The organism is Kitasatospora sp. NPDC058063, from assembly GCF_042885395.1.
GTDB lineage: Bacteria > Actinomycetota > Actinomycetes > Streptomycetales > Streptomycetaceae > Kitasatospora > Kitasatospora lactacystinica.
Window position 1 is genome coordinate 1 of sequence record NZ_JBHVSD010000024.1, and the last position, 24,542, is coordinate 24,542.

19 protein-coding genes are annotated in these 24,542 nt (G+C 72.7%); 10 read left to right on the plus strand and 9 right to left on the minus strand.

What is annotated here, in order from left to right:
* Window positions 1-516 precede the first annotated feature (516 nt).
* The gene (locus tag ACFVUY_RS32750) at window positions 517-1,017 is read left to right on the plus strand and encodes a hypothetical protein (RefSeq protein ID WP_387691455.1); all 501 of its coding nucleotides are present in this window, start codon (window positions 517-519) and stop codon (window positions 1,015-1,017) included.
* On the opposite strand, the gene ACFVUY_RS32755 is transcribed toward ACFVUY_RS32750, so the two are convergent.
* Window positions 1,011-2,492, minus strand: coding sequence for a BTAD domain-containing putative transcriptional regulator (locus ACFVUY_RS32755; protein WP_387735898.1), 1,482 nt, complete (start codon window positions 2,490-2,492; stop codon window positions 1,011-1,013). The genes ACFVUY_RS32750 and ACFVUY_RS32755 overlap by 7 nt on opposite strands.
* A 121-nt stretch (window positions 2,493-2,613) precedes the next feature.
* Here ACFVUY_RS32755 and ACFVUY_RS32760 point away from each other — a divergent pair, with 121 nt between their 5' ends.
* From ACFVUY_RS32760 to ACFVUY_RS32785, 6 genes are all read left to right on the plus strand, one after another.
* Window positions 2,614-5,544, plus strand: coding sequence for a BTAD domain-containing putative transcriptional regulator (locus ACFVUY_RS32760; RefSeq protein WP_387735901.1), 2,931 nt, complete (start codon window positions 2,614-2,616; stop codon window positions 5,542-5,544).
* Between the two features lie 133 nt (window positions 5,545-5,677).
* Window positions 5,678-6,589 (plus strand): CAP domain-containing protein, encoded by a 912-nt coding sequence (locus ACFVUY_RS32765; RefSeq protein WP_387735903.1) that lies wholly within the window; start codon window positions 5,678-5,680, stop codon window positions 6,587-6,589.
* Window positions 6,590-6,631: 42 nt separating this feature from the next.
* Window positions 6,632-7,486: a peptidoglycan-binding protein gene (locus ACFVUY_RS32770; protein WP_387735905.1), complete on the plus strand. Its 855-nt coding sequence runs from the start codon at window positions 6,632-6,634 to the stop codon at window positions 7,484-7,486.
* Between the two features lie 43 nt (window positions 7,487-7,529).
* Complete coding sequence (locus ACFVUY_RS32775) at window positions 7,530-8,096, plus strand: RICIN domain-containing protein (RefSeq protein ID WP_387735907.1); 567 nt, start codon at window positions 7,530-7,532, stop codon at window positions 8,094-8,096.
* Window positions 8,097-8,156: 60 nt separating this feature from the next.
* Complete coding sequence (locus ACFVUY_RS32780; protein ID WP_387691467.1) at window positions 8,157-8,942, plus strand: GNAT family N-acetyltransferase; 786 nt, start codon at window positions 8,157-8,159, stop codon at window positions 8,940-8,942.
* A 337-nt stretch (window positions 8,943-9,279) separates the two neighbouring features.
* Window positions 9,280-9,987: a hypothetical protein gene (locus tag ACFVUY_RS32785; protein WP_387735909.1), complete on the plus strand. Its 708-nt coding sequence runs from the start codon at window positions 9,280-9,282 to the stop codon at window positions 9,985-9,987.
* A 67-nt stretch (window positions 9,988-10,054) separates the two neighbouring features.
* Here ACFVUY_RS32785 and ACFVUY_RS32790 read toward each other — a convergent pair whose 3' ends face one another.
* Window positions 10,055-10,717, minus strand: a complete 663-nt coding sequence (locus tag ACFVUY_RS32790; RefSeq protein WP_387735911.1) for a TetR/AcrR family transcriptional regulator — start codon at window positions 10,715-10,717, stop codon at window positions 10,055-10,057.
* A gap of 467 nt (window positions 10,718-11,184) precedes the next feature.
* Between ACFVUY_RS32790 and ACFVUY_RS32795 the strand changes: the two genes are divergently transcribed.
* The 3 genes from ACFVUY_RS32795 (at window position 11,185) to ACFVUY_RS32805 (ending at window position 13,707) form a co-directional block, all read left to right on the plus strand.
* A complete protein-coding gene (locus ACFVUY_RS32795; RefSeq protein WP_387691473.1) occupies window positions 11,185-11,538 on the plus strand; it encodes a DUF6542 domain-containing protein in 354 nt (117 codons plus the stop codon).
* Complete coding sequence (locus ACFVUY_RS32800; protein WP_387735914.1) at window positions 11,531-13,159, plus strand: LCP family protein; 1,629 nt, start codon at window positions 11,531-11,533, stop codon at window positions 13,157-13,159. The genes ACFVUY_RS32795 and ACFVUY_RS32800 overlap by 8 nt, the downstream gene beginning before the upstream one ends.
* 167 nt (window positions 13,160-13,326) lie before the next feature.
* Window positions 13,327-13,707: a VOC family protein gene (locus ACFVUY_RS32805; protein WP_387735917.1), complete on the plus strand. Its 381-nt coding sequence runs from the start codon at window positions 13,327-13,329 to the stop codon at window positions 13,705-13,707.
* A 123-nt stretch (window positions 13,708-13,830) separates the two neighbouring features.
* Here ACFVUY_RS32805 and ACFVUY_RS32810 read toward each other — a convergent pair whose 3' ends face one another.
* The 7 genes from ACFVUY_RS32810 to nuoL form a co-directional block, all read right to left on the minus strand.
* Window positions 13,831-14,886: a 2-oxoacid:ferredoxin oxidoreductase subunit beta gene (locus ACFVUY_RS32810; RefSeq protein WP_387735920.1), complete on the minus strand. Its 1,056-nt coding sequence runs from the start codon at window positions 14,884-14,886 to the stop codon at window positions 13,831-13,833.
* The gene (locus ACFVUY_RS32815) at window positions 14,883-16,751 is read right to left on the minus strand and encodes a 2-oxoacid:acceptor oxidoreductase subunit alpha (RefSeq protein ID WP_387691661.1); all 1,869 of its coding nucleotides are present in this window, start codon (window positions 16,749-16,751) and stop codon (window positions 14,883-14,885) included. The genes ACFVUY_RS32810 and ACFVUY_RS32815 overlap by 4 nt, the downstream gene beginning before the upstream one ends.
* Window positions 16,752-17,157: 406 nt before the next feature.
* Window positions 17,158-17,820 (minus strand): response regulator transcription factor, encoded by a 663-nt coding sequence (locus ACFVUY_RS32820; protein WP_359902278.1) that lies wholly within the window; start codon window positions 17,818-17,820, stop codon window positions 17,158-17,160.
* A 114-nt stretch (window positions 17,821-17,934) separates the two neighbouring features.
* A complete protein-coding gene (locus tag ACFVUY_RS32825) occupies window positions 17,935-18,945 on the minus strand; it encodes a polyprenyl synthetase family protein (RefSeq protein ID WP_359902275.1) in 1,011 nt (336 codons plus the stop codon).
* Window positions 18,946-19,255: 310 nt separating this feature from the next.
* Complete coding sequence (nuoN, locus tag ACFVUY_RS32830; protein ID WP_387736058.1) at window positions 19,256-20,878, minus strand: NADH-quinone oxidoreductase subunit NuoN; 1,623 nt, start codon at window positions 20,876-20,878, stop codon at window positions 19,256-19,258.
* A gap of 11 nt (window positions 20,879-20,889) precedes the next feature.
* A complete protein-coding gene (locus ACFVUY_RS32835) occupies window positions 20,890-22,509 on the minus strand; it encodes an NADH-quinone oxidoreductase subunit M (protein WP_387735923.1) in 1,620 nt (539 codons plus the stop codon).
* Window positions 22,510-22,620: 111 nt separating this feature from the next.
* Window positions 22,621-24,540 (minus strand): NADH-quinone oxidoreductase subunit L, encoded by a 1,920-nt coding sequence (gene nuoL / locus ACFVUY_RS32840; protein WP_387691484.1) that lies wholly within the window; start codon window positions 24,538-24,540, stop codon window positions 22,621-22,623.
* Window positions 24,541-24,542: the final 2 nt, after the last annotated feature.

The following is a 24,542-nucleotide window of genomic DNA, read 5'->3' on the forward strand; positions in this document are numbered from 1 at the left end:
GACCCTCCGGGCTTCGTTCTTTCGTGTTTCCAGCTTATCAGATGTTTTCCGCTCCGTTTCCGGGGCTTCGTTCATCCAACTCGCCGGTGTCTTCCGGGGCTTGACGCCCTGTCCGACGTTTCAAACTCTAGCCGATCCCCGCTCCGAAAAGCGAATCCGACCGCAACCCAATAAAACGAGCACACCGAATACGCACCAGGCCACGACGCACGCAGGCGAAGCGACCCGGCCCGAACCGGGAAGTGGTGTTTCAGAGGATTGGCCACCCCGGGACCGTCCGCGCAGCTGCGTGTCCGGTGCTCCCTGTCAGGCGACTAGGAGACAGTACTCCTACTCCGGGCCCAAGCCAAACGCCCCTGCCCGGCTCCGCTCCGTCCCGTCCCCGCCCCACCCCCGGACGCCGATGAACGCCGGCGTTCATCGTTTGTCTACCGCCCTCCCCCAAGCTCGTGCCACACCGCGCCCCGAGGACCTGGCGGCGCGATCGCACGAGAGAACCACGAGGTACACGGGGACATGAAGACGATGAAGGCCCTCCGGCAGATCGCCCTGGCCACCGCCACCACCGCGCTCGCACTGGCCGGGGCCGTGGCCTCCACCGGCACCGCGGAGGCGGCGATCGACCGGGCCACCGACCACGTCTCGATCTGGGACGACGAGCCGCTCTACCCGGGCTGGTACATCGAGTCCGGCTCCACCAGGATGATCATGCAGCCCGACGGCAACTTCGTCGTCTACCAGTTCGGCACCGACGTCAAGATGGCCAGCAACACCGTCGGCTGCGGCTACAAGGCCGTCATGCAGGTCGACGGCAACTTCGTCGTCTACGCCGCCAACGGCTACGCCTGCTGGTCGTCCGGCACCGCCGGCCACCCGCACGCCAAGCTGACCGTCACCGTCAACGGCACCTCCGGCGTCTACTGGGGCGGCGGCATCATCCCCCGGCTCGCGCACTCCTCCGACCGCGGCCCCTTCTCCGGCCCGGGCTCGGTCTTCTTCTCCTCCGACCTCTACTGAGGTCTCCCCGGCGCGTCCCCCCGGAGCGCGAGCCAGCTGACCAGGTCGGCCACCGTCCACCGCGGCCGGGCGGCCAGCCGCTCCGCCGCCGTCCGCAGCAGCACCGGCAGGTGGCCGCAGAGCGCGGCCACCTCGGCCACCGCCTCCGGCTCCCGCCGGACCCGCTCCGCGCCGGCGATCCGGGCGAGCAGCTCGTAGGCGTCGTGCGGCTCCAGCGGTCCCACCGCCAGCCGCACGGCGTCCCCGGGCAGCGCGCCCGGCTCCGCGCCCGCCACCACCGCGGCGCAGCCGGGCGCAGCCGGCAGCAGCGGCCCCGGCTCGGCCATCCCGTCGAGCAGCACCAGCACCCGACGCCCGGTGAGTGCCGCGCGGTAGCGCGCGGACAGCTCGTCGAGGCCGGCCGAGGAGTCCGCGCGATCCCCCAACGCCCGCAGGAAGCCGGCCAGCACCGCGCCGGAGCCGCCGCCGCCCGCGTACAGCTGCCTGCCCGCGTACAGCTGCCCGTCCGGGAAGGCGTCCTGGACGGCGTGGGCGACATGCACCGCCAGCGCCGACGCGCCGCAGCCCGCCGGGCCCGACAGCCCCAGCACCGGCCTGCCGCCCGCCCGCAGCGCCCGCTCCGCCTCCCGCACCTGCGCCGCCCGCCCGACCAGGTCCGGAATGTCCGGCGGCAGCTGACACGGCCTCGGCAGCCGCCGCAGCAGCACCGGGGTCTCGCCGCGCCGGATCTGCTCGGCCAGTTCGACCAGCGCCGGGGCGGGTTCGAGCCCGAGCTCCCCGTCCAGCCGCTCCCGCAGCGCCTCGTACCCCGCCAGCGCCTCCGCCGTACGGCCGCAGCGGTGCAGCGCCAGCAGGTGCAGCCGGTGCACCTCCTCGTCCTGCGGGTACGACGCCGCCAGCCCGGCCAGCGGATCCAGCGCCTCGGCGTGCCGGCCGAGCGCCAGGTCCAGGCCGAGCAGTGCCTTCACCGCCGCGAACCGCCCCGCCGCGAGCCGCTCCCGGACCCGCTCGGCGAACGCCCCGGGCACCCCGTCCAGGGCGCGCTGCCCCTCCCAGGAACCCAGTGCCCGCGCCAGCGACTCGCGTGCCCGCAAGGGGTCATGGTGACGCAGCGCAATGGCCTCGGCCACCGCGGCCTCGTAACGGAAGAGGTCCACCGCCGTGCGCGGCACCTCCAGCCGGTAGCCGCCCGCCGTCCCGACCAGCAGTCCGGGCGTGCCCAGGGCACGCCGCAGGCGGTGGATGTGCGTGCCGATCTGCCCGACCGGATCCTTCGGCCAGCGGGTGTCGTCCGCCCCCCACAGGTCCTCGACCAGCCGATCCGTGGACACCAGCTGTCCCGGCGGGATCAGCAGCGCCGCGAGCACGGCCCGCTGCTGCGGCCGGCCGAGGTCGAGCTCACGGCCCTCGCACCGGGCCCGCAGCGGACCCAGCAGGCTGAAATCGAGCCCCACCGCCCACCTCTCGAAAGACATCGATCCGGTACACAATCTGTGACAGAGAATAGGCCGCCGGGGTATGGGGGCCCCGCCGTCCGGCCGGAACTGGCGGGATCCCGGCACAGAACGGCTTTCGGGGACGGGACGGGGACGGGACATGGGTGACATCGGGGGGTCCGGACTGCGGTTCGGACTGCTGGGACCACTGCGGGCCTGGTACGGGGAGCAGGAGCTGGAACTGGGCAGGCCGCAGCAGCGGGCCGTGCTCGCCGTCCTGCTGGGCGCGGCCGGGCGGACGGTGGCCGTCCCGGTGCTGGTCGAGGGGGTGTGGGGCGGGGCCGCACCGGCCGACCCGCGCAAGGCCGTCCAGCTCGCCGTCTCCAGGCTGCGCGCCGCGTTCCGGCCGTACGCCGGGGACGACCCGGAGCGGATGCCGCTGGTCCGGGTCGGCGACGGCTACGCGTTCAAGGCGGCCGGGGCCGAGCTGGACTCGGCCGCGTGGGACGCCCTGCTGGCCGAGGCCCGACGGCTGCGCGACGCGGACGCGCCGCCGCAGGAGGTCCGGGAGGTGCTGCGCCGCGCCCACCGGATGTGGGTCGGCGAGGCACTGGCCGGACTGCCCGGGCCGCACGCCGAGGCCGTCCGCGCCCACCTGACCGAACAGCGGGTCTCGGCCAAGGAGACGGAACTGGAGCTGGACGCCGACCTCGGCGACCGCACCGACCTCACCGCCGCGGCGGCCGCCCTCGCCCTGGAGCACCCCGGCCGCCCCCGGCTCACCGCCCTCCTGATGCGCGCCCTCTACCAGGCCGGGCGCAAGGCCGAGGCGCTCGCCGTGTACGAGGACGCCCGCGCCTGGCTCCCGCCGGGCGAGGACGGACCGGCCGGGCTCCAGCTGCGCATCCTGCGCGAGGACGCCTCCCTGCTGCCCGCGAACGCCACCGCCGGCCCGACCGAACCGGCCGCCGCCGAAACCGACAGTTGGCAGGCGCCCGACCAGCTCCCGTCCGGCCTGCCCGACTTCACCGGCCGCACCGAGGAGGCCGAGACCCTCGCCGACCGCCTCGCCGGCGCCGGCGGCCGGGCCGTCGTGGTCTCCGCCCTGGACGGCATGGGCGGCGTCGGCAAGACCACCCTCGCGGTGCACGTGGCCCGCCGGGTCCGCGACCGCTTCCCCGACGGACAGCTCTTCGCCGACCTGCGCGGCGCCGACCGCACCCCGCCCGACCCCGGCACGGTGCTCGCCGGCTTCCTGCGGGACCTCGGCGTCGACCCGGGCGAGATCCCGCCGGACACCGGCGAACGCAGCGCGCTCTACCGCTCGGCCCTGGCCGGGCGGCGCGTCCTGGTCGTCCTCGACAACGCCGCCACCACCGGCCACGTCGAACCGCTGCTGCCCGGCTCACCCGGGTGCGCGGTCCTCGTCACCAGCCGTCACCGGCTGACCGGCCTCGCCGGGGCCCACCAGCTGCGCCTGGACACCCTGCCGCCCGAGCAGGCGCTGGAGCTGTTCACCCTGATCGTCGGCGCCGAACGCGTCGCCGCCGAGCCCGGGGCCGCCGAACAGGTCGTCCGGGCGTGCGGGCTGCTGCCGCTCGCCGTCCGCATCGTCGCCTCCCGGCTCGCCGCCGACCCCTCCCTCAGCTTGGCCGCGCTCACCGAAGGGCTTCGCCGCGAGCACCGGCTGGCCGAACTCAGCGACGGCGAACGGACCGTCGAAGCCACCTTCGCGCTCTCCTACCGCCGCCTCGACGCCGAACTCGCCCGCGCGTTCCGGCTGCTCTCCCTGCCCGACGCCCCCGACGTCCCGCTGCCCTGCGCCGCCGCCCTGCTCGACCGCACCGAGGCCGAGACCGGAGAGCTGCTCGAAACCCTCGTCGACCTCAATCTCCTGCACTCCCCGCGCTTCGGCCGCTACGGGTTCCACGACCTCGTCCGTGCCTACGCCCGCGGCCGGCTCGCCGAGGAGGACGGTGCCGCCGAGAGCACCGCCGCCACCGACCGGCTGCTCGACTTCTGCCTCGCCAGCGCCCGCAACGCCGACCTCGCCGCCCGCAGGCCCGACCCGGTCGAGCTCAGCCTGCTCGACGCGGCCGTGTCCCACCCCGGCCGACCGGTCGCCGACGGCGCGCAAGCCGTGCGCTGGATGCGCGAGCAGGCCGAGGTGCACGCCGCCGTCATCGCCCTGAGCTGCGCCGACCCGGCCGTGCCGCTCGACCGCGCCGCCGAACTCGCCGACCGGATGAGCTCGGTGCTCGCCGAACGCACCCAGACCACCGTCATCGCCGACCTCGCCGAACGCCTCGCCGGTGAGGCCGAGGCCCGCGGCGACCACGGCCCGCACGCCCTCGCCCGGTACGTGCGCGGCTCCATGCTCTGGCACGTCAACCGCTACGCCGAGTCCGCGGAGGAGATCCGCCGGGTCGTCGACATCTGCACCGCCACCGGCACCGAACGGGTCCTCGCCAAGGCCCTGCTCACCCTCGGCGGCAATGCCCGCGTCCACGGCCGCTACGCCGAGGCCGCCGAGCACGCCGGCCGCGCCGCGGGGCTGTTCCGCCGCCTGGACGCCGGACGCTCCGAGGGCAGCGCGCTCGGCGAGTTCGCCTTCAGCGCGGCCCAGACCGGACGCCTCGACGAGGCCCGGGACGCCGCCGAACGCTGCGCCCGCCTGATGAGCGACTCCGGCCCGGTCTCCGCCGCGACCGGCCGCTACTACCTCGCCCGGGTACTGCGGCTGTGCGGCGACCCGGAGGCGGCGCTCGCCCACGCCGTCGGCGCCCGCGAGGAGTTCGCCGCCCTCCAGGTCACCGTCTTCGCCGCCGCGTCCGGGGACCTCGCCGCCCGCATCCACGCCGAGGCCGGCCGCTGGCTGCTCGCCGTCGACGCCGCCGAGGCCGTCCTCCCGCTCGCCCGCCGCACCAGCGCCGCCCTGGAGGCCGCCCTGCTGCGCACCCTCGGCACCGCGCTCACCGGCCTCGGCCGCCCGCGCCAGGCCCGGGCCTGTCTGACGGACGCCCTGGAGGTGTACGAGCGGCTGGGGCTCAAGGAGGAATCCGAGCAGGTCAGGGGGCTGCTGGAGCGGTAGACGCGGTATCAACGCGGAGGTGCACTACGCGCGTTGACCGACCGTCTACCGCAGTGCCGGAACGTCTCTCTCGTCAGGCCCCGGGCCGCAGCGGTTGCGGCCCGGGGCGACACCACAGACGAGAGGCGCAACCATGCCCACGCTCCCCCAGCACGGTCAGAACTGGACGCTCAAGTCCGCCAACGGAACCGTCGCCGACCTCCGCTCCAGCCAGACCACCGCCGGCACCGCCATCCAGTCCTGGGGCCCCAACGGCACCACTGCCCAGGGCTGGACCTTCTGGGCCAAGGAGAACGGCAGCTTCCTCCTGGAGACCCTGCTGACCACCGGGCGGCACGCAGGCGGCCAGGCCATGGTCATGGACTTCAACTACTCCATCGGCCAGACCTGGCTCTACAACGAGCACAACCAGCCCAACCAGCACTGGTGCTTCGAGCCCCTCGACAACGACTGGGTGCGCATCCGCACCACCCGCACCAACGACGGCATGCTCTTCCTCACCGCCGCCGCCCCGGGCTCGCCCCTCACCCTGGCCAAGCAGGACGACGGCAACCCGGCGCAGCGCTGGCAGCTCGTCCCGGCCGGGAGCGCCGGCAGCGGCGGCCAGCAGCAGCCCCAGCCGCAGCCCCAGCCCCAGCCGCAGCCCGGCGGCGGCGGCGGCGGTGACTTCCGCACCGAGATGCTGAACTCCGTCAACGCCGAGCGCGGCCGGGTCGGCGCCCCGCCGGTGCGCCTGGACGACCGCCTCAGCGCGGCCGCCCAGCGCCACGCCAACGACATGGCCTCGCACGACCTCACCCAGCACAACGGCACCGACGGCAGCAGCCCCTGGGACCGCATCGCGGCCGCCGGCTTCTCCTCGCGGGCCTCCGCCGAGAACGTCACCCCGAGCAACAGCGTGCCGGAGGCGATGCAGATGTGGATGAACAGCCCGGGCCACCGGGTGAACATCCTCAACCCCGACTACAACTTCATCGGCATCGGCTACGCGCCCCGCCAGCGCGGCAACTGGGGCCGCTACGTGCAGACCTTCGGCAAGGCCTGAGACCCCGACCGGCACCCTTCCAGCAGCAAGGAGTCCCTACCCATGTCCTCGAACGCGGCGGACCTGATCCGCATCGCCCGAGACGAGGTCGGCTACCACGAGGGCCGCAGCGGCGGGCACTGGAACAACATCCAGAAGTTCTCCCCCGCCGTCGCCGGCCTGGAGTGGTCCCAGGGCGAGGCCTGGTGCGCCACCTTCGTCGCCTGGTGCGCCGAGCAGTCCGGCAACGACGGGCGCTTCCCGGTGAGCGCCTCCTGCGCGGAGGGCGTCGCCTGGTTCAAGGAGCGCGACCGCTTCACCGAGTACCCGGTCATCGGCGGCCAGGTCTTCTTCGGGCCCGGCGGCGGCAGCCACACCGGCATCTGCGTCGCCTACACCAGCTCCACCATCACCACCGTCGAGGGCAACACCAACGACGGGGGAAGCTCCGAGGGCGACGGCGTCTACCTCAAGACCCGTGAGCGCCACTCGGACTGGGTCCACGGCTACGGCATCCCGGACTTCGCCGAGGGCGTCGTCCTCGCCGATCCGCAGTGGAAGGACCGGTCCGGGGCGCTCTACTTCGGGCAGGAGGCGTCCGCCGACGACAGCCCCGCCGGCGGCGCCCCGTCCGGCACCGCCCCGGCGGCCGGCGGCGACGGCGACGGTGGCTACGAGCCCTTCCCCGGCGCCGACTTCTTCCACGACGGCCAGAACAGCGACGTCATCACCCGGATGGGAGAGCGCCTCGTCGCCGAGGGCTGCTCCGCCTACGCCGAGGGCCCGGGGCCCGAGTGGTCCGGCGCCGACCGCGAGTCCTTCCGCAACTGGCAGCACAAGCTCGGCGACTCGGGCGCGGACGCCGACGGCGTCCCCGGCCCCAAGCAGTGGGCCGCGCTCGCGGTCCCGCGCGGCTGACGCCGGGCACACGGCACACCCACCTCACCAGAAGGAGAAACCGATGAGCACCATCATCCGTACCCGCAGGCTCCTCGCCTCGGTCGGGACCGTCGCGGCCGTCGCGGGGGCGGTCGTGGCGGGCGCGCCCGCCGCACAGGCGGCGCAGGCCGGCGCCTGCGACCTGTCGCCGTCCGTGGGGGGCATGACGGCCGTGAACAACGGCTCCGGGGCCGGCGCGCTCGACCTGTTCCACAACGTCGAGGCCAACGGTCAGCCGATCATCATCTATCCGGCCAACCAGTCGCCCGCGCAGACCTGGTCGTTCTGGAAGTACTGCGACGGCACCACGGCGATCTCGCACGGGCAGGGCAAGGTCGTCGACCTCGACACCGGCTCGGGCGCGGTCCGCCTCTGGGACACCCCCGGCGGGCTGGACGGCCTCAACCGGCCGACCGGCGACTGGATGCCGGCCAACCAGAAGTGGCTGCTGACCGACAACGACCGCGGCTGGTACATGATCATCAGCGCGGCCACCGGGCAGTGCCTCACCTCCAACGGCGGCGGCCAGGCCACCGGGGTGACCTCCTGCAACACCGGCGACCCGGCCCAGCGCTGGCTGCTGGGCTGACGAACCACCGGGCCCGGTCCGCTCCTCGACGTCGAGCGGACCGGGCCTATCCTCGTCCGCGTGCCCCTCATCAGCCTGCACGACCGCGCCGCGCTCGCCGCCCGCTTCCGCACCGATCCGGCGCTGCACCTCTTCGAGCTCGGCGACCTGGACGACACCCTCTGGCCCAACACCACCTGGTACACCGCCGCTCCCGACGCCGGGCACGGACCGGTCGCACTGCTCTACAGCGGCGGCGACACCCCCGTCCTGCTCGCCTTCGCCCGGCCCGCCGGCCTCCCCCCGCTGGAGGCGCTGCTGCGCGACCTCCGCCCCTTCCTCCCCCGCCGGTTCACGGCCGGGCTGCCGGACGGCGCCGAGCGGGCGCTCGCACCCGACTACGCGGTCGAGCGCCGGACCCCGCTGCTGCGGATGCTCCTCACGGCGGAGCTCCCGGCCGAGGACACCCACGAGACCCGGCCGTTGGGCCTCGCCGACGTCGACGGCGTCCGCGCCCTGCTCGCCGAGTCCTACCCCGACTCCTGGTTCGACCCCCGGATGCTGGCCGGCGGCGGCTACGTCGGCGTCCGCGAGAACGGCCGGCTGCTGGCCGTCGCCGGGGTGCACGTCCACTCGCCCGCCCAGCGGGTCGCCGTGCTCGGCAACGTCACCACCCACCCCGACGCCCGCGGCCGCGGCCTCGCCCGGGCCTGCGTCACCGCGCTCTGCCGCCGGCTGGCCGCGAGCACCGACCACCTGGGCCTGAACGTCCGCACCGACAACGCCCCGGCGATCCGGCTGTACGAGCGGCTCGGCTTCACCACCGTCGCCACGTACAACGAGCTGGTGCTCGGCGCCACCTCATAGGGCGCGTCCCGGACGCCGCGGCCCGGGCACCGCGTCCCGGACGCCGGACCGCGGCGGACCGGATCGCGAGCGACCGGTCACGGCTCCTCCACGCGCCCCTCACCCGCCCCGCACCGGCGCCCCACAGCCCCCGCACCGGCCCCGGGCCGCGTCTCGCCGCCGCCCGGCCGGGCGGCGGATCACGAGTCGATATCCCTTGTCACGGCCGCGCCAGGGACTCGTCACGAGCGTGTCAAAGCGGCGCCGAACCCATGGTCCCGATCGTTCGCGCTGCGCTATGAACGTCCCTCAGGAGGACCGCCGGGACCGGGGGTCCGCAACCACGGGGGATCCACACGTGAAGCCCATCCGCAGCAGTCGCCACGCCCTGGCCCTGGCCTCGCTGGCCGCTGTCGGCGCGCTCACCCTGACCGCCTGCAACGACGACGCCTCGTCGTCCGACACCGCGACGACCCCGCCGGCGACCGGTGCGCCCGCCACCCAGGCCGCCTCGCCGAGCGCCGCGGCCACCACCCCGGCCGCCCCCGGTTCGGCCTCCGTCCCGGCGGGCGGCACCGCCTCCGGTACGGCCGCCGCGCCCGCGCCGGCCGGCAGCGCCCCGGCGGCCGGGACCACCCTGAAGCTCGGCGACGCCGCCACCATCCCGTTCAGCTCGGGCAGCACCAAGGGCACCATCGCGCTCGCGGTCACCTCGATCGAGAAGGGCGACCCGGCCGACCTCACCTCGCTCAACCTGGGCGACAAGGCCAAGGGGCTGGTGCCGTACTACATCCACTACAAGGTCACCAACGCCGGCGGCACCGACCTGTCCTACACCAGCGTCAACCACATGAAGGGCCTGCTGGCGGACGGCACCGAGGCGCAGGAGCTGATGGTCATCGGCTCCTTCCCCAAGTGCAAGAGCGAGTCGCTGCCCAAGGGCTTCACCAACGGCCAGTCCGCCACGTCCTGTGCGGTGGCGATGTCCCCGGAGGCCTCCAAGGTCGCGGGCGCGGAGTACTGGGGCGAGCCGTACACCCTCGGCAAGGGCCTCAACTGGAAGTGATGCCCGGGTGGTCCGGGCGGGGGCGGCGCACTGCCGCCCCCGCCCGGACCTGCCCAGCCCCGTGCCGTCAGCTCCGTGCCGTCGGCGACGACGCCGACGACGACGCGCCGTGGATCCGCAGGAAGGCGTCCACACCGGCCGCCGCGATCCGCTCGACCTCCTCGTCCGCCACCGGGAGGGCGCCCCAGAAGGAGCGCTCGGCGATGCCGTGGAAGGTCAGCAGCGTGAACTGCTCGGCGGCCAGCGCGGCGTCCTCGACCGTGAGGAGCCCGCGCTCGGCGAGCGCGGCGAAGTGCTGCGCGAGGTCGCGCTGGGAGGCGATCGGCCCGGCCTCCAGCCAGGCCTCCAGGACGTCCGCCGGGATGTTGGCCACTTCGGCCCGGATCGCCCGGCCGAGCGCCCCGTGCTCCCCGGCGGACAGGACGGCGCGGGCCCGCTGGACGGCGAAGTCGATCAGGTCCTGGCGCAGCTCCACCACCCGGTCGAGGTACTTCGCCATCAACTCCCGGATGCGTTCGGTCAGTTCCGCCGAGTTCTGCAGGGCCACCGACAGGAAGAGGGTCTCCTTGTCGGCGAAGTGGTTGTAGACCGTCCGCTTGGACACCCCGGCCTCGGCCGCGATCGCGTCCATGCTGGCCCGGACGTACCCCTCGCGCCCGAACACCGTCGTCGCGGCCCGCGTGATCGCCTTGCGCTTCTCCGGCCGCCCCGCTCCGCCCGTCGTCGCCACGGCCCTCTCCTCTTCCGCCGGCACGTCGGCCGACCGCCCAGAAACTACCCGGTGCAGTTTATCCGGGTCGCGGCGGACCCGGACTTGCCGCCGAACACGTGTGCTCTATGCTGCGTACGACTTCTACACCCGTGTAGAGGTGATACGGAAGCGCCTCCCCCGATCACGGGCGGCCGGGCGGGAACCAGTTGGCCGGAAACCGGCGTCCGGAACTGGCAGCGCCACGAACAGAGTTCCGGAACGACGGACGACGGGCCCACGGCCCGGACGAGGACCGGCCCGGGACCGGACGGACCGGACGGTCGGCACGCGGCGCAGGCGCCACCGTGGCGCGCGGAGCACGGGAACACCGGGGTGAGGGCGTGGCGGGGCAACGAGGACGGTCGGCCGACAAGCGGGCGCGCCGACGGGCGGCGGACGGACCCGCCGGACACATACGCCCCCTGCCCGGCGGTCCCGCACTGCCGGTGGCACTCGCCGTCGGACTGCCGCTGGCCGGCGCCGCGGTCGACGAACTCTCCGGCCCCGGGATGGGCCTGGCCTTCGCGGTGGCCGCGGTGCTCGGCACCGGCCTGGCGGCGGCGCTGAGCGGCCGCAACGGCTGGTGGTGGGTGCTCGCCGCCTCGCCGCTGGTCGTCCTGGGGGTGACGGCCGCCGTCGAGCTGGCTGCCCACCGCGACCGGTACCAGGGCAAGGCCCTGGCCACCGGCGCCGCCAAGTGGGTGGTGCACGGCTTTCCCGTGATGGCCGAGGCCGCCGTCGCGGCCGTCGTCGTGATCGCGTTCCGGCTGGTCCGGGCAAGGAGGAGGCAGCATGGCTGACAAGGCCGGAACCGACGGACCTGCCGCGGCCCGCCGCCCCTCCCCCGTGCTGATCGCGGGCCGGGCAGTGGCCTGCACCGTGGGGTTCGCGGTGTTCGCCGCCAGCGGGGTGGTCTGGTACGAGTACAAGCAGCTCACCGACGGGATGACCACCTCCGGCGTCATCGCCGAGACCAAGAAGGACGCGCCCAAGCACCTCGACAACTCGGTCAACCTGCTGCTGATCGGCCTGGACAGCCGCAAGAACATGGACGGCACGGACCTGCCGCCCGAGTTCGTCCAGGACGAACTGCACGCCGGCCACAGCTCCGACATCGGCGGCTACAACACCAACTCCCTGATCCTGCTGCACATCCCGGCGAACGGCGGCAAGGTGCAGGCCGTCTCGATACCCCGCGACGACTATGTGATGACCTACGGCGCCGACGGCTCCCAGCTGGGCATGGCCAAGATCAAGGAGGCCTACGGCGCGGCCAAGGACAAGGCCGACGCGGGCCTGCGCGCCAAGGGCCTCAAGGGCGCCGACCTGGAGAAGGCCGGCCGGGACATCGGCCGCGCGGCCACCATCCGCACCGTGCAGAAGTTCCTCGACCAGCCCATCGACCACATCGCCGAGGTCAACCTGATGGGCTTCTACGACATCGCCAAGGCCCTCCAGCCGATCGAGGTCTGCCTCACCCACGACACCAGGGACCCGGCCATGGAGGGCCAGGGCTCGGGTGCCGACTTCCACAAGGGCGTCAACAAGCTCAACGCCTCGCAGGCGCTCTCCTTCGTCCGCCAGCGCCACAACCTCGACGGCCCGGACGGCAACTCCGGCGACTTCGCCCGCACCCACCGCCAGCAGGCCTTCATCTCCTCGGTCGTGCACAACCTCAAGCAGAAGGGCGTGATCGGCGACCTCGGCAAGATGCAGGAGCTGATGGGCGTCATGCAGAAGGACCTGGTGATCGACAACGAGTGGAACGTGCTCGACTTCGCCCAGCAGGCCCCCAACCTCACCGGCGGCAACGTCGAGTTCAACACCCTGACCTTCGACGGGTTCGGCACCAGGAACGGCCAGGACGTCAACCTGGTGACCCCGGCGAAGGTCCAGAAGGTGGTCAAGCAGCTCTTCGGCTACGCCGACGCCGCCGCGCCGCCGGCCCCGGCCGACCCGGCCCCGGGGGCGGCCCCCGCACCGGCCCAGCCGACCGCGGCACCGACGCCGACCCCGACCGCGACCTCCGCCAGGCCCGTCACGGTCGACGTCTTCAACGCCTCCTCCGCCGCCGGCGTGACCTCCGCCGCCGAGGCCAAGGCCCTGGCGGGCCTGGGCTTCAAGGAGGGCCGCACCGGGTCGGCCGGCACCCGGCCGAAGACCACCACGGTCGTCTACGGCAAGGGCGCCAAGGAGGCCGCCGAGCAGATCGCGGCCCGCTACGGCGTGACGGCCACCGAGTCCGCGAGCGCCGCCGCCGACCACGTCGTCGTCACCCTCGGCACCACCTTCACCGGCGTCGCCGCCGACGAACCCGCCACCCCCGCGGGCGGCGCCCCGGCCGATCCGGCCGCCAATCTGCCCATGCAGGGCCCCGCCGTCGACGCCCAGGCCGACGGCGGCATCCCCTGCGTCTACTGACCCGCTCCGCATCGGCCGTCCGAGGGAGGCTCCCCGCCCGGGGAGCCTCCCTCGGCCGTTCCGGCCCGGAGGGGTCCTCGCGGAAACCCCTGGCGCAATTCTCCGTACTATGTATAGTGTACTGCGTACGGGATAACGCCCGAACGCCGACGAAAGGGTTCTCCGCCTTGCAGATCACCAGGACCGCCGTCTCCCTGACCGTCGAGGACGTCACCACTTCCGCCGCCTTCCTCCAGCGGCACTTCGGCTACACCGAGGAGATGTCGGCCGACGGCTTCGCCTCGCTCGGGCACCCGGGCGGCGGGGTCAACGTCGTCTACCTGCGGCGCGGCCTCGAAGTCCTGCCGGAGGAGCAGCGCCACCGGATCGCGGACGGCGTGATCCTGGCGTTCGTCGTCCAGGACATCGCCGCCGAGGAACGGCGGCTGCGCGCCGAGGGCGTCCCGATCACCCTCCCGCTGCGCGAGGAGCCCTGGGGCGAGAAGCTCTTCCAGGTCACCGACCCGAACGGCGTGCTGGTCGAGCTGGTCGAGTGGGCCGAGCAGTAGACAACGACGAGCGGTGGGCCACGACGCGCGGCAGGAAATGACGAGCGACAGGAAATGACGACGGCGCCCCCTGTCCCGGCCGGGACAGGGGGCGCCGCTCGCTCGGACCGGACGGCGGGGCGGTCAGTCCACCGTCCAGGTGTCGTTGCCGGCGAGCAGCGCGGCCAGGTCGCCCTCGCCGCGCTGGGTGGCGGCGGTGGCCAGCTGGTCCGCCATCAGCTCGTCGTAGACCGGCCGTTCGACGCTGCGCAGCACGCCGATCGGGGTGTGGTGCAGGGTGTCCGCGTCGGCGATCCGGGAGAGTGCGAAGGCGGCGGCGGGGCCGGCCGCGTGCGCGTCGTGGACCAGGACGTCCGCCTCGTTCTCCGCCGTGACCGGGGCGGTGAACAGCTCGCCGTCCGGCCCCCGGAAGACGCCGTTCGCCAGGTCCGTGCCGAAGCGGACGGGCCGCCCGTGCTCCAGCCGGATCAGCGCCTCGTCCCGGCTGCCGGGGTCCTTCAGCACCTCGAAGGCGCCGTCGTTGAAGATGTTGCAGTTCTGGTAGATCTCCACCAGCGCCGTGCCCCGGTGCTCGGCGGCCGCCCGCAGCACCGACTGGAGGTGCTGGCGGTCCGAGTCGATGGTGCGCGCGACGAAGGTGGCCTCGGCGCCGATCGCCAGCGACAGCGGGTTGAACGGCGCGTCCAGCGAGCCCATCGGGGTGGACTTGGTGATCTTGCCGACCTCACTGGTCGGTGAGTACTGGCCCTTGGTGAGGCCGTAGATACGGTTGTTGAACAGCAGGATCTTCAGATTGACGTTCCGCCGCAGGGCGTGGATCAGGTGGTTGCCGCCGATCGACAGCGCATCGCCGTCACCCGTCACCACCCAGACGCTCAGGTCCTGGCGCGCGGTGGCCAGCCCGGTCGCGATCGCCGGCGCCCGGCCGTGGATCGAGTGCACCCCGTAGGTGTTCATGTAGTACGGGAAGCGCGAGGAGCAGCCGATGCCCGAGACGAACACCGTGTTCTCGCGCTTGATGCCCAGCTCCGGCATGAAGGACTGCACCGCCGCCAGGATCGCGTAGTCCCCGCAGCCGGGGCACCAGCGCACCTCCTGGTCGGTCTTGAAGTCCCGGGCGCTCTGCGGCCCTTCGGCCTTGGGCACCAGCTTCAGGGACGGGAAGGCGTGCTCGCTCATCGGTGGTCCTCCTCGTCCAGGGTGCCGATCGCGGCCCACAGCACGTCCGCCAACTGGGCGGCCTTGAACGGCAGCCCGCGCACCTGGTTGTAGGACTCGGCGTCCACCAGGTACTTCGCCCGCAGCAGCAGGGCCAGCTGCCCCAGGTTCATCTCGGGCACGATGATCTTCTCGTAACTCCGCAGCACCGAGCCCAGGTTGGCCGGGAACGGGTTGAGGTTGCGCAGGTGCGTCTGGGCGACCTCGCCGCCGTCCGCGCGCACCCGGCGCACCGCGGCGGTGATCGGCCCGTAGGTCGAACCCCAGCCGATCACCAGCACCCGGGCGTCGCCGGTCGGGTCGTCCACCTCGACCGGCTTCACCGTGATGCCGTCGATCTTGGCCTGCCGGGTGCGGACCATGAAGTCGTGGTTGGCCGGGTCGTAGGAGATGTTGCCGGTGCCGTCCTGCTTCTCGATGCCGCCGATCCGGTGCTCCAGGCCGGGCGTGCCGGGCACCGCCCAGGGCCTGGCCAGCGTCCGCGGATCGCGCAGGTACGGCCAGAAGGCGCCGTCCTCGCGGTTCGGGCCGGTCGCGAACTGCGGGTCGATCTCCGGCAGTTCGTCGACGACGGGGATCCGCCAGGGCTCCGAGCCGTTGGCCAGGTAGCCGTCCGAGAGCAGGAACACCGGGGTGCGGTAGGTGACCGCGATCCGGGCCGCCTCCAGTGCCGCGTCGAAGCACTCCGCGGGCGTGGCCGGGGCGACGATCGGCACCGGCGCCTCGCCGTTGCGGCCGAACATCGCCTGCAGCAGGTCCGCCTGCTCGGTCTTGGTCGGCAGGCCGGTGGACGGGCCGCCGCGCTGGATGTCCACGATCAGCAGCGGCAGTTCGAGCGAAACGGCCAGGCCGATCGCCTCCGACTTCAGCGCGACCCCCGGCCCGGAGGTGGTGGTCACCCCGAGCGCCCCGCCGAAGGCGGCCCCGAGCGCGGCGCCGACGCCGGCGATCTCGTCCTCCGCCTGGAAGGTGCGCACCCCGAAGTTCTTGTGCCGGCTCAGCTCGTGCAGCACGTCCGAGGCCGGGGTGATCGGGTACGAGCCCAGGTACAGCGGCAGGCCGGAGCGCTTCGCCGCGGCGATCAGCCCGTAGGACAGCGCGAGGTTGCCGGAGATGTTGCGGTAGCGCCCGGCCGGGAGCCTGGCCGGCGGCACCTCGTAGGAGACCGCGAAGGACTCCGTGGTCTCGCCGAAGTTCCAGCCCGCCCGGAAGGCGCTGATGTTCGCCTCGGCGATCTGCGGCTTCTTGGCGAACTTGGTGCGCAGGAACGACTCCGTCCCGTGCGTGGGCCGGTGGTACATCCAGGACAGCAGGCCCAGGGCGAACATGTTCTTCGCCCGCTCCGCGTCCTTGCGGGCCAGGCCGCTGTCCTTGAGCGCCTCCAGGGTCAGCGCGGTCAGCGGCACCTTGTGCAGGTGGAAGCCGTCCAGCGAACCGTCGGTCAGCGGGTCCGCCGGGTAACCGACCTTGGCCAGCGCGCGCTTGGTGAACTCGTCGGTGTTGACGATGATCTCGGCGCCGCGCGGCAGGTCCGGCAGGTTCGCCTTCAGGGCGGCCGGGTTCATCGCGACCAGCACGTTCGGGGCGTCGCCCGGGGTCAGGATGTCGTGGTCCGCGAAGTGCAGTTGGAAGGAGGAGACGCCCGGCAGGGTGCCGGCGGGCGCCCGGATCTCGGCCGGGAAGTTCGGCAGCGTGGACAGGTCGTTGCCGAAGGACGCCGTCTCCGAGGTGAACCGGTCACCGGTCAGCTGCATGCCGTCACCGGAGTCGCCGGCGAAGCGAATGATCACCCGATCGAGTCTGCGGATGGGCTTGCCCGGCTTCACCGGAGGGCCGCCCGGAGCGGGGGGTCCGGCGGGAGCGGCCGCACCCGAGCGCGCGGCGCCGTTCCCGGCGCGGGCCTCGTCGCCGTCCGGGCCGTCCACTGCCTCTGACTGATCGACCTGACTGGTCACTGCCGCGGACCTCCTCGTGGGCACACCACCGCGGGCGCGGCCCCGTGCCCCGTCCGCCTGGTGCACCTCTCGCATCCTATGCGGGCCGACACGACGGCGGCCGGAACCACGGCAGCAATTTCACCGGCCCGCGGCCATACCGCACGTGAGCAACAACGCCCGCCCGCCGGAGATCATTCCGGCTCGGGCGGGCGGACGCGAGCACCTCGGAGGCGCATGGCCGAGATGCGCTCCCCGGGGGCGCGCCCCCGGGGAGCCCCGGCCACGGAGCGGTGCGTCAGGAGTTGAGGTAGGTGAGCACCGCCAGCACCCGGCGGTGGTCCTCCGAGCTCTGAGCCAGCCCCAGCTTGAGGAAGATGTTGCTGACGTGCTTCTCCACCGCGCCGTCGGAGACCACCAGCTGCCTGGCCACCGCCGCGTTGGTGCGGCCCTCCGCCATCAGCCCGAGCACCTCGCGCTCGCGCGGCGTGAGATTGGCCAGAACGTCGCCCTTGCGGCTGCGGCTGAGGAGCTGCTGCACCACCTCCGGGTCCAGCGCCGTGCCTCCATCGGCGACCCGGACCACCGCGTCGGCGAACTCGCGCACCTCGGCGACCCGGTCCTTGAGCAGGTAGCCGACGCCCCGGGTGGAACCGGCCAGCAGCTCGGAGGCGTAGCGCTCCTCCACGAACTGCGACAGCACCAGCACACCCAGCTGCGGGTAACGGCCGCGCAGCTCCACGCAGGCCCGCAGCCCCTCGTCGGTGTGGCTCGGCGGCATCCGCACGTCGGAGACCACGACGTCCGGCAGGGCGTCGGCCGCCGCCAGCTCGTGGATGGTCTTCACCAGGGCCTCGCCGTCCCCGACCCCGGCGACGACCTCCATGCCTCGATCGGTGAGCAGCCGGGTCAGTCCCTCCCTCAGAAGTACGGAGTCCTCGGCTATGACGACGCGACGCATAACGACCTTCCCGGCAGGCGTGTGCTGACGGGAGTCAGTCTCCCCCATCCCGGAGTCGGTGCGGTGCGTCCCGGCCCGGCCGCACCGCGGCCCGGCCCGGACGAGCCCGGGGGCTCACATGGTGCGGATCGCCACCGCGTCGCAGAGCCCCTCCAGGGCGGCCTTGGCGGCGCAGTCCGGCAGCGGGGCCAGCAGCGCCCTGGCCTCCTCGGCCCGGCGCAGGGTCTCGGCGCGGGCGCGCTCCAGCGCCGGGTGGGCGCGCAGCAGGCGCAGCGCCTCGGCGTGCAGGTCGTCGTCGGAGAGGTCCTGGTCGAGCAGTTCGCGCAGCCGGGCGTCGGCCGGGTCGGCCGGGTCGACGGGCATCTGCTGCAGCAGCAGGGTCGGCAGGGTCGGCACGCCCTCGCGCAGGTCGGTACCGGGGGTCTTGCCGGACTCGTGGCCGTCACTGGCGATGTCGAGCACGTCGTCGGCCAGCTGGAAGGCGATGCCGATCCGCTCGCCGAACTCGCCGAGGGTGTCCACCAGCTCGCGCTCGGCACCGGCCATCAGCGCTCCTATCCGGCAGGAGACGGCGATCAGCGAGCCGGTCTTGCCCTCCAGGACGTCCAGGTAGTGCAGCAGCGGGTCCATGTCCTGACCGGGGCCGCGGGTCTCCAGGATCTGACCGGTCACCAGCCGCTCGAAGGCCTCGGCCTGCATCCGCACGGCCTCCGGGCCGAGGTCGGCGAGCACCTGGGAGGCGCGGGAGAACAGGAAGTCGCCGGTGAGGATCGCGACCGAGTTGTCCCAGCGGGAGTTGGCGCTCGGGGCACCCCGGCGCACCGGCGCCTCGTCCATCACGTCGTCGTGGTACAGCGTGGCCAGGTGGGTCAGCTCGACCACCACGGCGGCGGGCACCACACCGGGCGCCCCCGGGTCGCCGAACTGGGCGGCCAGCAGCAGGAGCAGCGGACGGAAGCGCTTGCCGCCGGCTTCGAGGAGGTGACTGGCGGTGACGGTGATGAACGGGACGTCGCACTTGACGGCCTCGCCGAGCGCCGCCTCCACCGCGTCCAGTCCGGCCTGGACATCCCGGGTCAGGTCGCGGTCCTGCACGCTGAGCCCGAAGGGTTCCACGACGGTCACGAAGACCACTCCTCTGTCCCTGGTCGATCTAGCGGCCTGGTCCCTGAGTGCCGCCGCTGGCCATACAGGCAGGGTATCCGGTCGTGAGTGGATCACTGCACGGGCGTGCGGATCCTGTCATGATCGGGCCTGATGCCCTGGTCAGGGCGGCTGTGCGGGCCGGACGGCGGTGGGGGCGAATTCGGCTGGAAATAAAGGTGGGAGAGTCCTCGGAACTCCCCCGGCCCCGGCCCCCGACAAAGACCCGTCCGGGCCGCGCGGACTGGGCGCGGCCCGGACGGGCCCTGGTCGGAGGCGGTGTGCGCCAGGATCAGCGCACGAACAGCGAGGCCTTGGACGCCAGGTCGAGGAAGTACTGCGGGAGCAGCCCGAGACCCAGTGTCACCAGCACCCCCACCCCGATCGCGGTCGCCGTGAAGGCGCTCGGGATCGCCACCGTGGGGCCGCCCGGCTGCGGGTCCGAGAAGAACATCAGCACGATCACCCGGATGTAGAAGAACGCGGCCACCGCCGAGCTCAGCACACCGACGACCACCAGCGGGGTCGCCCCGCCGCTGGCCGCGGCCTGGAAGACCGCGAACTTCCCGGTGAAACCGGAGGTCAGCGGAATCCCGGCGAAGGCCAGCAGGAACAGCGCGAACACCGCCGCCACCAGCGGCGAGCGCCGCCCGAGCCCGGCCCAGCTGGACAGGTGGGTCGCCTCGCCCTTGGAGTCGCGCACCAGGGTGACCACGGCGAACGCGCCGAGCGTCACGAAGGAGTACGACAACAGGTAGAACAGCACCGAGGAGATGCCCTGCTTGTTGACGGCGATCACGCCGGTCAGGATGAACCCGGCGTGCGCGATCGAGGAGTACGCCAGCAGGCGCTTGACGTCCTGCTGGGTCACCGCGAGCACCGCCCCCACCACCATGGTCAGGATCGCCACGCCCCACATCACCGGCCGCCAGTCCAGCCGCAGGCCCGGGAAGGCCACGTAGAACAGCCGCAGGAAGGCCCCGAACGCCGCGACCTTGGTGGCCGCCGCCATGAAGCCGGTCACCGGGGTCGGCGCACCCTGGTAGACGTCCGGGGTCCAGGAGTGGAAGGGGACCGCGGCGACCTTGAACAGCAGGCCGACCGCGAGCATCGCCAGGCCGGTCAGCACCAGCGCGTCGCTCTGGGTGGTGCTCAGCTGCGCGGGGGTGGTCATCGCCTTGCCGGAGATGACGTCCCCGATGTCCCCGAGCTTCACGCTGCCCGCGTAGCCGTACAGCAGCGCGGTGCCGAAAAGGAAGAACGCCGAGGCGAAGGCGCCGAGCAGGAAGTACTTGACCGCCGCCTCCTGGGAGAGCAGCCGGCGGCGCCGGGCCAGCGCGCACAGCAGGTACAGCGGCAGCGAGAAGACCTCCAGCGCCACGAACATGGTCAGCAGGTCGTTGGCGGCAGGGAACAGCAGCATGCCGCCGACCGCGAACAGGGTGAGCGGGAAGACCTCGCTGGTCGCGAAGCCGGCCCGGACCGCGGCCCGCTCCTGTTCGCCGCCGGGGGTGGCGGCGGCCTGGGCGGCGAAGGCGTCGGCGGGCAGGCCGCCGGCCTTCGGCTCCAGCCTGCGCTCGGCGTAGGTGAGCACCGCGACCACGGAGGCCAGCAGGATCACGCCCTGGAGGAACAGTGCCGGGCCGTCCATCGCGACGGACTCCATGGCCAGCAGGTCGATCCGGGTGAAGCCGTGGCTCTGCACGGCCAGCACCACCACGGCGACGAAGGCGCCGACCAGCCCGGCCAGCGCGAGCGTCACCTGGGTCCAGTGCCGGTACCGGCGGGGCACGAAGGCCTCCACCAGGACACCGGCCACGGCGGCGGCGAACACCACGAGCATCGGCGAGAGCTGGCCGTACTCGATGTGCGGCGCCGGAATGCTGGGGGTGTTGCCGCCCGCGGCGGCGAGCATCGCGGTGGCGCTCACTTCTGCTCACCTCCTGAGGTGGCGGCGACCGGGTGGGCCGGCGCCGGGTCGGTCTGGTGGATCTGCGACAGCGTCGCGTTCACCGAGGGGTTGACCAGGTCGGTGAGCGGCTTGGGGTAGACGCCGAGCAGGATGGTCAGCGCCACCAGCGGGCCGACCACGGCGAGTTCCCGGGCCTTGAGGTCGGGCATCGTGCGCACCCCCTCCTTCACCGGGCCGGTCATGGTGCGCTGGTACAGCAGCAGGGCGTACAGCGCGGCCAGCACGATGCCGAAGGTGGCCACGACGCCGATCGCCGGGTAGCGGGTGAAGGTGCCCACGAGCACCAGGAACTCGCTGACGAAGGGGGCGAGCCCGGGCAGCGACAGGGTGGCCAGGCTGCCGATCAGGAACGTCCCGGCGAGCACCGGGGCGACCTTCTGCACACCGCCGTAGTCGGCGATCAGCCGCGAACCGCGACGGGAGATCAGGAAGCCGGCCACCAGCATCCACGCCGCCGTGGACAGGCCGTGGTTGACCATGTAGAGGGTGGCGCCGCTCTGGCCCTGGCTGGTCAGGGCGAAGATGCCCATGATGATGAAGCCGAAGTGCGAGATCGAGGCGTACGCCACCAGGCGCTTGATGTCCTTCTGCCCGACCGCCAGCAGCGCGCCGTAGACGATCCCGATCAGCGCGAGGACCAGGATCGCCGGGGCGAAGGTCTTCGAGGCGTCCGGGAACAGCCCGAGGCAGAAGCGCAGCATCGCGAAGGTGCCGACCTTGTCCACCACGGCGGTGATCAGCACCGCGGTCCCGGCGGTGGACTCGCCCATCGCGTTCGGCAGCCAGGTGTGCAGCGGCCACAGCGGGGCCTTCACCGCGAAGGCGAAGAAGAAGCCCAGGAACAGCGCCTTCTCGGCGGTGCCGGTCAGCTGGAGCCGGCCGTCGGCGATCGCCGAGGTCAGCGTCGGCAGGTCGAAGGTGCCGAAGCCCTGGTCCTGCGCGATCACGTACAGGCCGATCACGGCCGCCAGCATCACCAGGCCGCCGAGCAGGTTGTAGAGCAGGAACTTCACGGCCGCGTAGGAGCGCTGACGCGCCGACTCGGGGCCGCCCGCCCGGTCGCCGAAGCCGCCGATCAGGAAGTACATCGGGATCAGCATGGCTTCGAAGAACACGTAGAAGACGAAGACGTCGGTGGCGTAGAAGGAGACGACCACCATCGCCTCCACCGCCAGGATCAGGGCGAAGAACCCCTGGGTCCTCCTCCTGTTCTCGAAGGTGCCGTCGGGACCGGCCGGCCCCGGATCGGCGTCGTGCCAGGAGGCGAGGATCACCAACGGCACGAGGACGGCGGTGAGCAGGGCGAGCACCGCGCCGATGCCGTCCACGCCGAGCGAGAAGGTGATACCGAAGGAGCGGATCCAGCTGTACGACTCGTTCAGCTGGAAGCGGGCGCCCTGCGGGTCGAACCGGGTCGCCACCACGGCGGCCAGCACCAGGGTGACGGCCGAGACGCCCAGCGCGACGGCCTTGGTGTTCCGGCGCCGGCTCTCGGAGGACCCGGCGGGCAGCGCCGCGGTCAGCACCGCGCCGGCCGCCGGCACGGCGCAGGTGGCGGTCAGGAGGACGCTCATGCGCCCACCTCGCCGCGCCCGGCAGGGGCGTCCGTCCGCGCGCACCGCTTGGCGGTTCGTTCGCTGCGCTCACTCATGGCCTGCCCTCCCAACGGATATCAGGACGAGTCATCACGTGGACCTCATCAGGAGAGTCGTGGCGACCAGCACCAGCGTGCCGCCGAACATGGAGAGCGCGTAGGAGCGGACGTAGCCGTTCTGGATCCGCCGCAGCCGGCCGGAGAGCCCGCCGATCGCGGCGGCCAGGCCGTTGACCACGCCGTCCAGGCCGCGGCTGTCGAAGAAGACCAGCGCCGCGGCGAGCGCCGAGCCCGGCCGCACCAGCACCGCGTGGTTGAAGTCGTCCTGCAGCAGGTCCCGGCGGGCGGCCCGGGTGAGCGGGGAGCCGACCGGCGGCACCACCGGGACCGGCGAGCGCCCGTACATCAGGTAGGCGAGGCCGACACCGGCCAGCATGCAGGCCGTGGTCAGCAGGGTGACGGTCAGCGGGGCGAGCGGGGAGTTGCCCTCCTCGTGCCCGGTGACCGGCTCCAGCCACTTCAGGAAGGAGTCGTTGAAGGCGAACAGCCCGCCCGCGAACACCGAGCCGAAGGCCAGCAGGACCATCGGGATCGTCATGGTCCTGGGCGACTCGTGCGGGTGCGGCAGGTCGCCCTCCCCCGCGGCGGAGCCGCCGGTGCCACCGGCCGGCTGCCAGCGCTTCTCGCCGAAGAAGGTCAGCACCATCACCCGGGTCATGTAGAACGCGGTGATCGCCGCGCCGACCAGCGTGCACAGCCCGAGGATCCAGCCCTCGGTGCCGCCCTTGGCGAAGGCCGCCTCGATGATCTTGTCCTTGGAGAAGAAGCCGGACAGGCCCGGGAAGCCGATGATCGCCAGGTACCCGAGGCCGAAGGTGACGAAGGTGACCGGCATGTACTTCCGCAGGCCGCCGTAGTGACGCATGTTCACCTCGTCGTTCATGCCGTGCATGACCGACCCGGCGCCGAGGAACAGTCCGGCCTTGAAGAAGCCGTGGGTCACCAGGTGCATGATCGCGAAGACGTAGCCGATCGGACCGAGCCCGGCCGCCAGCACCATGTAGCCGATCTGCGACATGGTCGAGCCGGCCAGCGCCTTCTTGATGTCGTCCTTGGCGCAACCGACGATCGCACCGAACAGCAGCGTGACCGCGCCGACCACCACCACGGCGGTCTGCGCGTCCGGCGCCAGGTCGAAGATCGCCGAGGAACGGGTGATCAGGTAGACGCCCGCGGTCACCATGGTGGCCGCGTGGATCAGCGCCGACACCGGGGTCGGGCCCTCCATCGCGTCCCCCAGCCAGGACTGCAGCGGCACCTGGGCCGACTTGCCGCAGGCCGCCAGCAGCAGCATCAGGCCGATCGCCGTCAGCTTGCCCTCGCTCGCCTCGTGCGCACCGCCGAAGACGGGGCCGAAGGCGAAGGAGCCGAACTCCGCGAACATCAGCATGATCGCGACGGACAGGCCGATGTCGCCGACCCGGTTGACGATGAAGGCCTTCTTCGCCGCCGTCGCCGCGCTCGGCTTGTGCTGCCAGAAGCCGATCAGGAGGTACGAGGCCAGGCCCACGCCCTCCCAGCCGAAGTACAGCAGCAGGTAGTTGTCCGCGACCACCAGCAGCAGCATGGCGGCCAGGAACAGGTTCAGGTACGCGAAGAAGCGGCGCCGGCGCTCGTCGTGCGCCATGTAGCCCACCGAGTAGAGGTGGATCAGCGTGCCGACGCCGGTGATCAGCAGGACGAAGGTCATCGACAGCTGGTCGAGCAGGAAGGAGAAGTCGGCCTGGAAGCCGTTCACCGGGATCCAGCTGAACAGGTGCACGGTGAGCGCCCGGTGCTCGGCGTCACGGCCGAGCATGTCCGAGAACAGGGCCAGGCCGAAGCCGAACGAGAGCGCCGCGAGCGCGGTGGCCAGCCAGTGGCCGTAGCGGTCCAGCACCCGGCCGCCGAGCAGCAGCAGGGCGGCACCGGCCAGTGGAGCCGCCACCAGCAGCGGAATGAGAGAGTTCACCG

Bases quoted from the DNA above. Each gene is read 5' to 3' on its own strand.
- ACFVUY_RS32750 (WP_387691455.1), top strand. From the start codon at position 517: ATGAAGACGATGAAGGCCCTCCGGCAGATCGCCCTGGCCACCGCCACC.
- ACFVUY_RS32765 (WP_387735903.1), top strand. From the start codon at position 5,678: ATGCCCACGCTCCCCCAGCACGGTCAGAACTGGACGCTCAAGTCCGCC.
- nuoN (WP_387736058.1), bottom strand. From the start codon at position 20,878: ATGCTCGCCGCCGCGGGCGGCAACACCCCCAGCATTCCGGCGCCGCAC.
- ACFVUY_RS32775 (WP_387735907.1), top strand. From the start codon at position 7,530: ATGAGCACCATCATCCGTACCCGCAGGCTCCTCGCCTCGGTCGGGACC.
- ACFVUY_RS32810 (WP_387735920.1), bottom strand. From the start codon at position 14,886: ATGAGCGAGCACGCCTTCCCGTCCCTGAAGCTGGTGCCCAAGGCCGAA.
- ACFVUY_RS32755 (WP_387735898.1), bottom strand. From the start codon at position 2,492: ATGTCTTTCGAGAGGTGGGCGGTGGGGCTCGATTTCAGCCTGCTGGGT.
- ACFVUY_RS32770 (WP_387735905.1), top strand. From the start codon at position 6,632: ATGTCCTCGAACGCGGCGGACCTGATCCGCATCGCCCGAGACGAGGTC.
- ACFVUY_RS32800 (WP_387735914.1), top strand. From the start codon at position 11,531: ATGGCTGACAAGGCCGGAACCGACGGACCTGCCGCGGCCCGCCGCCCC.
- ACFVUY_RS32835 (WP_387735923.1), bottom strand. From the start codon at position 22,509: ATGAGCGTCCTCCTGACCGCCACCTGCGCCGTGCCGGCGGCCGGCGCG.
- ACFVUY_RS32760 (WP_387735901.1), top strand. From the start codon at position 2,614: ATGGGTGACATCGGGGGGTCCGGACTGCGGTTCGGACTGCTGGGACCA.
- ACFVUY_RS32820 (WP_359902278.1), bottom strand. From the start codon at position 17,820: ATGCGTCGCGTCGTCATAGCCGAGGACTCCGTACTTCTGAGGGAGGGA.